Origin of the sequence: Xanthomonas sp. SHU 166 (assembly GCF_000364685.1) — a bacterium.
Taxonomy (GTDB): domain Bacteria; phylum Pseudomonadota; class Gammaproteobacteria; order Xanthomonadales; family Xanthomonadaceae; genus Xanthomonas_A; species Xanthomonas_A sontii.
Window position 1 is genome coordinate 1 of the sequence record NZ_AQOJ01000841.1, and the last position, 5,890, is coordinate 5,890.

Annotated in this window: 5 protein-coding genes and 1 riboswitch; of the genes, 4 read left to right on the top strand and 1 reads right to left on the bottom strand. The window is 70.1% G+C overall.

What is annotated here, in order from left to right:
• The first annotated feature begins 146 nt into the window (after positions 1-146).
• Together D180_RS19220 and lolA are read left to right on the top strand one after the other, a co-directional pair.
• Positions 147-1,946, top strand: coding sequence for a DUF3857 domain-containing transglutaminase family protein (locus D180_RS19220; RefSeq protein WP_043091371.1), 1,800 nt, complete (start codon positions 147-149; stop codon positions 1,944-1,946).
• A gap of 84 nt (positions 1,947-2,030) precedes the next feature.
• Positions 2,031-2,657, top strand: coding sequence for an outer membrane lipoprotein chaperone LolA (gene lolA / locus D180_RS19225; protein WP_017914052.1), 627 nt, complete (start codon positions 2,031-2,033; stop codon positions 2,655-2,657).
• Positions 2,658-2,707: 50 nt separating this feature from the next.
• Here the strand turns inward: lolA and D180_RS19230 are convergent, their stop codons facing one another.
• Entirely contained in the window at positions 2,708-3,823 is a 1,116-nt protein-coding gene (locus tag D180_RS19230; protein ID WP_017914053.1) for a cation diffusion facilitator family transporter, read from the bottom strand.
• A 104-nt stretch (positions 3,824-3,927) separates the two neighbouring features.
• On the opposite strand from D180_RS19230, the gene D180_RS19235 reads away from it, so the two are divergent.
• Both D180_RS19235 and crcB read left to right on the top strand, forming a co-directional pair.
• Positions 3,928-5,301 carry a replication-associated recombination protein A gene (locus D180_RS19235; protein ID WP_043091370.1) on the top strand — a complete coding sequence of 458 codons (1,374 nt, stop codon included), beginning with the start codon at positions 3,928-3,930 and terminating at the stop codon, positions 5,299-5,301.
• Between the two features lies 1 nt (position 5,302).
• Positions 5,303-5,372: riboswitch (Fluoride riboswitch) on the top strand.
• 110 nt (positions 5,373-5,482) lie between these two features.
• Positions 5,483-5,890 (top strand): fluoride efflux transporter CrcB (gene crcB / locus D180_RS19240; RefSeq protein WP_017914055.1); only part of this gene is annotated, 408 nt, incomplete at its 3' end.

Here is a 5,890-nt window from a genome sequence, read left to right on the forward strand (position 1 = left end):
TGCGCGCCGCGCGCTGGCTGTTCGGCGCGGCGCTGCTGGCGCTGTCCGGCCTCGCCGGCGCGCAACCGGCGCCGGCCGCGCATTCCAATGCCGACCAGACCGCGGGTGTGGCGACTGTTCCCGTGGTCAGCAACAACTACAGCTACGTGCGCTACCGCGCCGACTACGAGGTGCGCGAGGACGCCACCAGCGTCGAGACCGACGAATACGAGCTGCTGCTCAAGACCAAGGCCGGCGTCGACCAGTTCAGCCAGGTGCGGCTGGGCTACAGCGAGAAGCTGGAGACGCTGGAGGTGCTGGACGCCTACACGTTGACTCCGGACGGGCTGCGTCACGACGTGCCGGCCGACAAGATCTATACCCAGGAGAGCTATTCCAGCGCGACGGCGGCGATGTACGCCGACCGCAAGGTCAAGGTGGTGGTGTTCCCCAACCTGATGCCCGGCGCGCGCCTGGTGTACCGGGTGCGGCGCACCCAGAACGTGCCGTACTTCCCGGGCTATTTCAGCCTGTGGGAGACCTTCAGCGTGTTCTCGCAGTACGACGACGCCACGGTGACCCTGGTGGCGCCGCGGCGCCTGCAGATGCACCTGTACACGCGCGGCGTGCAGGGCAGCGATACGCCGACGATCGACGGCGAACAGGCCCGCTGGGAGTGGCGCTACAGCCGCCGCGAGCCGATGAAGAGCCAGAACTGGTCGGCGGCCACCTGGGAGTTCAGCCCGACCATCATGGCCAGCAGCTTCCGCCGCTGGTCGCAGATGGCCCAGGCCTACCAGCACAGCAGCGCCGCCGCCGCACAGGTCACGCCCAAGGTGCGCGCCCGCGCCGAGCAGATCACCGCCGGCATCGTCGATCGCCGCGCGCAGGCCACGGCGCTGTACGAGTGGGTGGCGCGCAACATCCGCTACGTGGCGGTGTACCTGGGCAACGGTGGGCTGCAGCCGAACAGCGCCGACAGCATCCTCGACAACCACTACGGCGACTGCAAGGACCACACCGTGGTGCTGGAAGCGCTGCTGGCGGCCAAGGGCATCGCCAGTACGCCGGTGCTGATCGGCGCGCAGGGCGGGCCGACCCTGCCGGAGGTGCCGGTGCTGGGCCGCTTCAACCACGCCATCACCTATCTGCCCGAGTTCAAGCTGTACGTGGATTCGACCAGCCCATACGCGCGTTTCGGCCAGTTGCCGGCCGGCGATCTGGGCGCGCCGGTGCTGCACACGGCCGACGGCACCGTGGCGCGCACGCCGCCGGACGACGCCAAGCGCAACCGCTACCTGGCCGAGACCGACTACCGCTTCGACGCCGACGGCGGCGTCAGCGGCATCACCCGGCTGGACAGCGGCGACGTCGGCGAGGTCGGCCTGCGCACGATGTTCGTGCAGCTCAACGCGCAGAACCGCACCCGCATCGAGGAATCGATCGTCGCCGCGTCCGGCTTCGACGGCAGCGGCGAGTTGCTGCTGCAGGGCACGCCGCAGGACCTGAGCCGGCCGTTCGGCTACGCCTACCGCTTCCAGGCCCACGACTACGTCGACTTTGGCGTGGTCGGCGGCATGAGCCTGCCGTTGATGCCCGGCGCCGATTCGGTGCGCGGGGTCTACAGCACCGCCTCGGCCGAGCGCAACCTGACCCCGTTCTACTGCAACGACAACGCGCGCAGCGAGACCTACCGGCTGACCTTCCCGGACAGCGTGCCGATCATCGCGATTCCGGCCGACACCCATTTCCGCAACGCCGCCGGCGAGTACGCCGCGACCTGGGTGCGCGACGGGCAGACCGTGACCGCCACGCATACGCTGCACCGCCGCGCGATCCACGGCCCGGCGGCGCTGTGCCAGCCGCAGGACTACGCTGCCTTCCGCGAGCTGTACCAGCAGGTGCGGCGCGGCTTCCGCGGCCAGATCCTGTACGGCGACCTCGGCCGGATGCAGACCGGGCCGTAGACCTGGCGCGGCCGGCCATCCTCTGATCGCCTATTCAGGCGCGGCGCGTCACACTTCCCACACTTCATCCGGAAACCCATCCGCATGCTTCGCACACTCCGCTACACCGTCCTCGCCACCGCGCTGCTGGCCGGCTCCGCCTTCGCCGGCGCCCGCGAGGACCTCACCGCCTTCACCCGCGGGCTGAAGGGCCTGGACGGCCAGTTCGCGCAGAAGGTCTACGACGGCAAGGGCACGCTGAAGGAAAGCTCCAGCGGCCGCGTCGCGCTGTCGGCGCCGCGCCTGTTCCGCTGGGAGTACCGCAAGCCGTATACCCAACTGATCGTCGCCGACGGCAGCAAGGTCTGGGTCTACGACCCGGACCTGAAGCAGGCCACGGTGCGCGCGCAGGGCAGCGAGGAACAGAACAGCCCGCTGACCGCGCTGATCGATCCGGGCCGGCTCGACCGCCAGTACGACGTCAGCGAGGAGGCCGTGGCCCGCGACGGGCTGCAATGGCTGACCATGACCCCGAAGGTGGACACCGAGGCCAGTTTCCAGATGGCCAAGCTCGGCTTCGACCGCAACGGCCTGGCGCGCATGGAAGTGGTCGACCCGGTCGGCCAGCGCACCGACATCAGCTTCAGCGACTGGAAGCGCAATCCGGCCTTCGCCGCCGGCACCTTCCGCTATGTCCCGGACAAGGACGTGGACGTGGTCGGCGACCGCTGAGCCGGCCGCCCCGCCGCCGCGCGCCGGGTCGGTGCGCGGCGGCCTTTCGCTCAGTTGGGGCAGGTCTGCACTTCGATGCTGACGTGGCCCAGCGTGGCCACGCCCTGCAGGCGTGCGTGGTAGAACGCCGCCGGCCGCGGCTTGTGCGTCACCAGCGACACGATCGCCGCATGCTGGCCGGGGCCGACCCGCCACACGTGCAGGTCGGCGATGCGCTCGTCGTCCTGCTGCAGGCGGTCGCGGATCTGCGCCTGCAGCGCCGCCGGCGCCGAGGCGTCGAGCAGCACCGCGCCGGTGTCGCGCAGCAGCGCCAGCGACCAGCGGGCGATGACGATGGCGCCGACGATGCCCATCAACGCATCGGTCCAGGTCCAGCCCAGGTACTTGGCCAGCAACAGGGCGACGATCGCCATCACCGAGGTCAGCGCGTCGGCAAGCACGTGCATGTAGGCCGAGCGCAGGTTGTGATCGGCGTGCGCGTGGCGGTCGTGGCTGTGCGCGGGCGCGGCATGGGCGTGCGCGTGACCGTGGTGATCGTGAGGGTGGGGATGGTCGTGACCGTGCGCATGATCGTGGTCGTGCCCATCGTGGTGCGCGTGCGCATGGTTGCCATGCCGGTGCGCGGCATGAGCGTGGTCGTGATGATGCCCGTGCCCGTGCCCGTGCCCGTGACCGTGACCATGGCCATGCCCGTGATCGTGGTGGTGATCGGCGCCGAGCATCCAGGCGCTGAGCAGGTTCACCAGCAGGCCCAGCGCCGCGATCCACAGCGCCTCGTCGTAGGCGATATGGACCGGCTGCGCCAGGCGCAGTGCCGACTCCACGCCGATGCCCAGGGCGATCAGCGCCAGGATCAGCGCGCTGGAGAAGCCCGCCAGGTCGCCGACCTTGCCGGTGCCGAAGGTGAAGCGCGGGTTGTGCCGGTGCCGGCGCGCGAACCAGTAGGCGAAGCCGGCCAGCGACAGCGCGCCGGCATGGGTGGCCATGTGCAGGCCATCGGCCAGCAGCGCCATCGAGCCGGTCCACCAGCCAGCGACGATCTCCACGAACATCATCGCGGCGGTCAGCGCCACCACCGACCAGGTGCGGCGCGCATTGCGCTCGTGGCGGGTGCCGAGGAAGTCGTGCTGATGGGTGAACGCGTCCAGGGTGTCGTGGTGGCTCATGGCGGGGTCGGCCGGGCAGGGAGGCGCCGCGATTCTAGCGCTGGCGTCGGTGCCACGCAGGATTGCGGCACGGCGTATACGGGCCGCGGCGATAGAATGGGCAGATGGCCAAACGCAGACCCTTCGCTTCCGATACCCCCGACCTGTTGAGCGTCGACCGCGAGGCCATGCGCCCGCTGGCCGAGCGCATGCGTCCGCGCACGCTCGACGAGATGGTCGGGCAGAAGCGCCTGCTGGCGCCGACCAGTGCGCTGCGCCGTGCGGTCGCGTCCGGCCGGGTGCACTCGATGATCCTGTGGGGGCCGCCCGGCTGCGGCAAGACCACCCTGGCGCTGCTGCTGGCGCAGTACGCCGAAGCCGAGTTCAAGGCGATCTCGGCGGTGCTGTCCGGCCTGCCGGAGGTGCGGGGGGTGCTGGCCGAGGCCGCGCAGCGTTTCGCCGATGGCCGCCGCACCGTGCTGTTCGTCGACGAGGTGCACCGCTTCAACAAGGCGCAGCAGGACGCGTTCCTGCCGCACATCGAACGCGGCACCATCCTGTTCGTCGGCGCGACTACCGAGAATCCCTCGTTCGAGCTGAATTCGGCGCTGCTGTCGCGCTGCCGCGTGCACGTGCTGGAGGCGGTGTCGCCGCAGGACATCGCCGAGGCGCTGCAGCGGGCGCTGCACGATCCCGAACGCGGGCTCGGTGCCGAGCACCTGCAGGTCTCCGATGCGGCGCTGCTGGAGATCGCCGGCGCCGCCGATGGCGACGTGCGGCGCGCGCTGACCCTGCTGGAAATCGCCGCCGAACTGGCCCAGGACGAGGGCGGCGAGATCACTGCGCAGACCCTGCAGCAGGTGCTGGCCGACCGTACCCGGCGCTTCGACAAGGGCGGCGAGCAGTTCTACGACCAGATCTCGGCGCTGCACAAGTCGGTGCGCAGTTCCAATCCGGACGCGGCGCTGTATTGGCTCACGCGCATGCTCGACGGCGGCTGCGATCCGTCCTACCTGGCGCGGCGGCTGACCCGCATGGCGATCGAGGACATCGGCCTGGCCGATCCGCGCGCGCAGTCGATGGCGCTGGAAGCCTGGGATATCTACGAGCGCCTGGGCAGCCCCGAAGGCGAACTGGCCTTCGCGCAACTGGTGCTGTACCTGGCCAGCACCGCCAAGTCGAATGCCGGCTATGCCGCGTTCAACCAGGCCAAGGCCGAGGTGCGCGAGACCGGCACCCAGGAGGTGCCGCTGCATCTGCGCAACGCGCCGACCAAGCTGATGAAGACCCTGGGCTACGGCGCCGACTACCAGTACGACCACGATGCCGAGGGCGGCATCGCCCTGGACCAGACCGGCTTTCCCGATGCGATGGGCGAGCGCGTCTACTACCGGCCGGTGGAGCGCGGCCTGGAGATCAAGCTCAAGGACAAGCTGGATCGCCTGCGCGCCGCGCGCGAGCAGGCGCGGGCTGACAAGGCCGGGCGATCGGCTTCATAATCAGCGTACAGGAGATGGCATTCCTCCTCGAACCGCCCGCAGCATTGCGAGCTGATGATGCCTGCCCAACCCCCGCCGGGGTGGCAGGCGTGCGCCCCGGCATCGTCCTTGTGGAGAATCCGATGCCCGTTCCTTCTCGTTTTTCTGCTGCCGTTCCCGCGTTCGTTTCGCGGAGGCGCGCATGAACCTGACCCTGTGGTGGCAGCAATTGCTGCTGGCGATGGCCGGCGGTGCGGTCGGCTCCGGTCTGCGTTTCGCGGTGGGCAGTGCGCTGCTGCAGCGCTACGGCGCCGGCTTCCCGTGGGGCACGCTGGCGGTGAACCTGGCCGGCGCCTTCGTCGGCGGCTTCCTGCTGGTGTGGATCGAGGGCCGCGGCGCCAGCGCACCGTACTGGCGGGCGCTGCTGATCGTCGGCCTGGTCGGCGGGCTGACCACGTTCTCCTCGCTGATGATGGAAAGCATGGTGTTCGTGCGCAACGGCCGCCTCAGCATGGTGCCGCTGTACCTGGCGATCACCTTGGCGGCGGGGCTGGTGCTGGTGTTCGCCGGCGCGCGCACCGCCGCGGAACTGCGGGCACCGACGGTGACC

What these genes read in the sequence shown, in the direction of transcription:
- lolA (WP_017914052.1), top strand. Translation starts at nt 2,031, where the DNA reads ATGCTTCGCACACTCCGCTACACCGTCCTCGCCACCGCGCTGCTGGCC.
- D180_RS19230 (WP_017914053.1), bottom strand. Translation starts at nt 3,823, where the DNA reads ATGAGCCACCACGACACCCTGGACGCGTTCACCCATCAGCACGACTTC.
- D180_RS19235 (WP_043091370.1), top strand. Translation starts at nt 3,928, where the DNA reads ATGGCCAAACGCAGACCCTTCGCTTCCGATACCCCCGACCTGTTGAGC.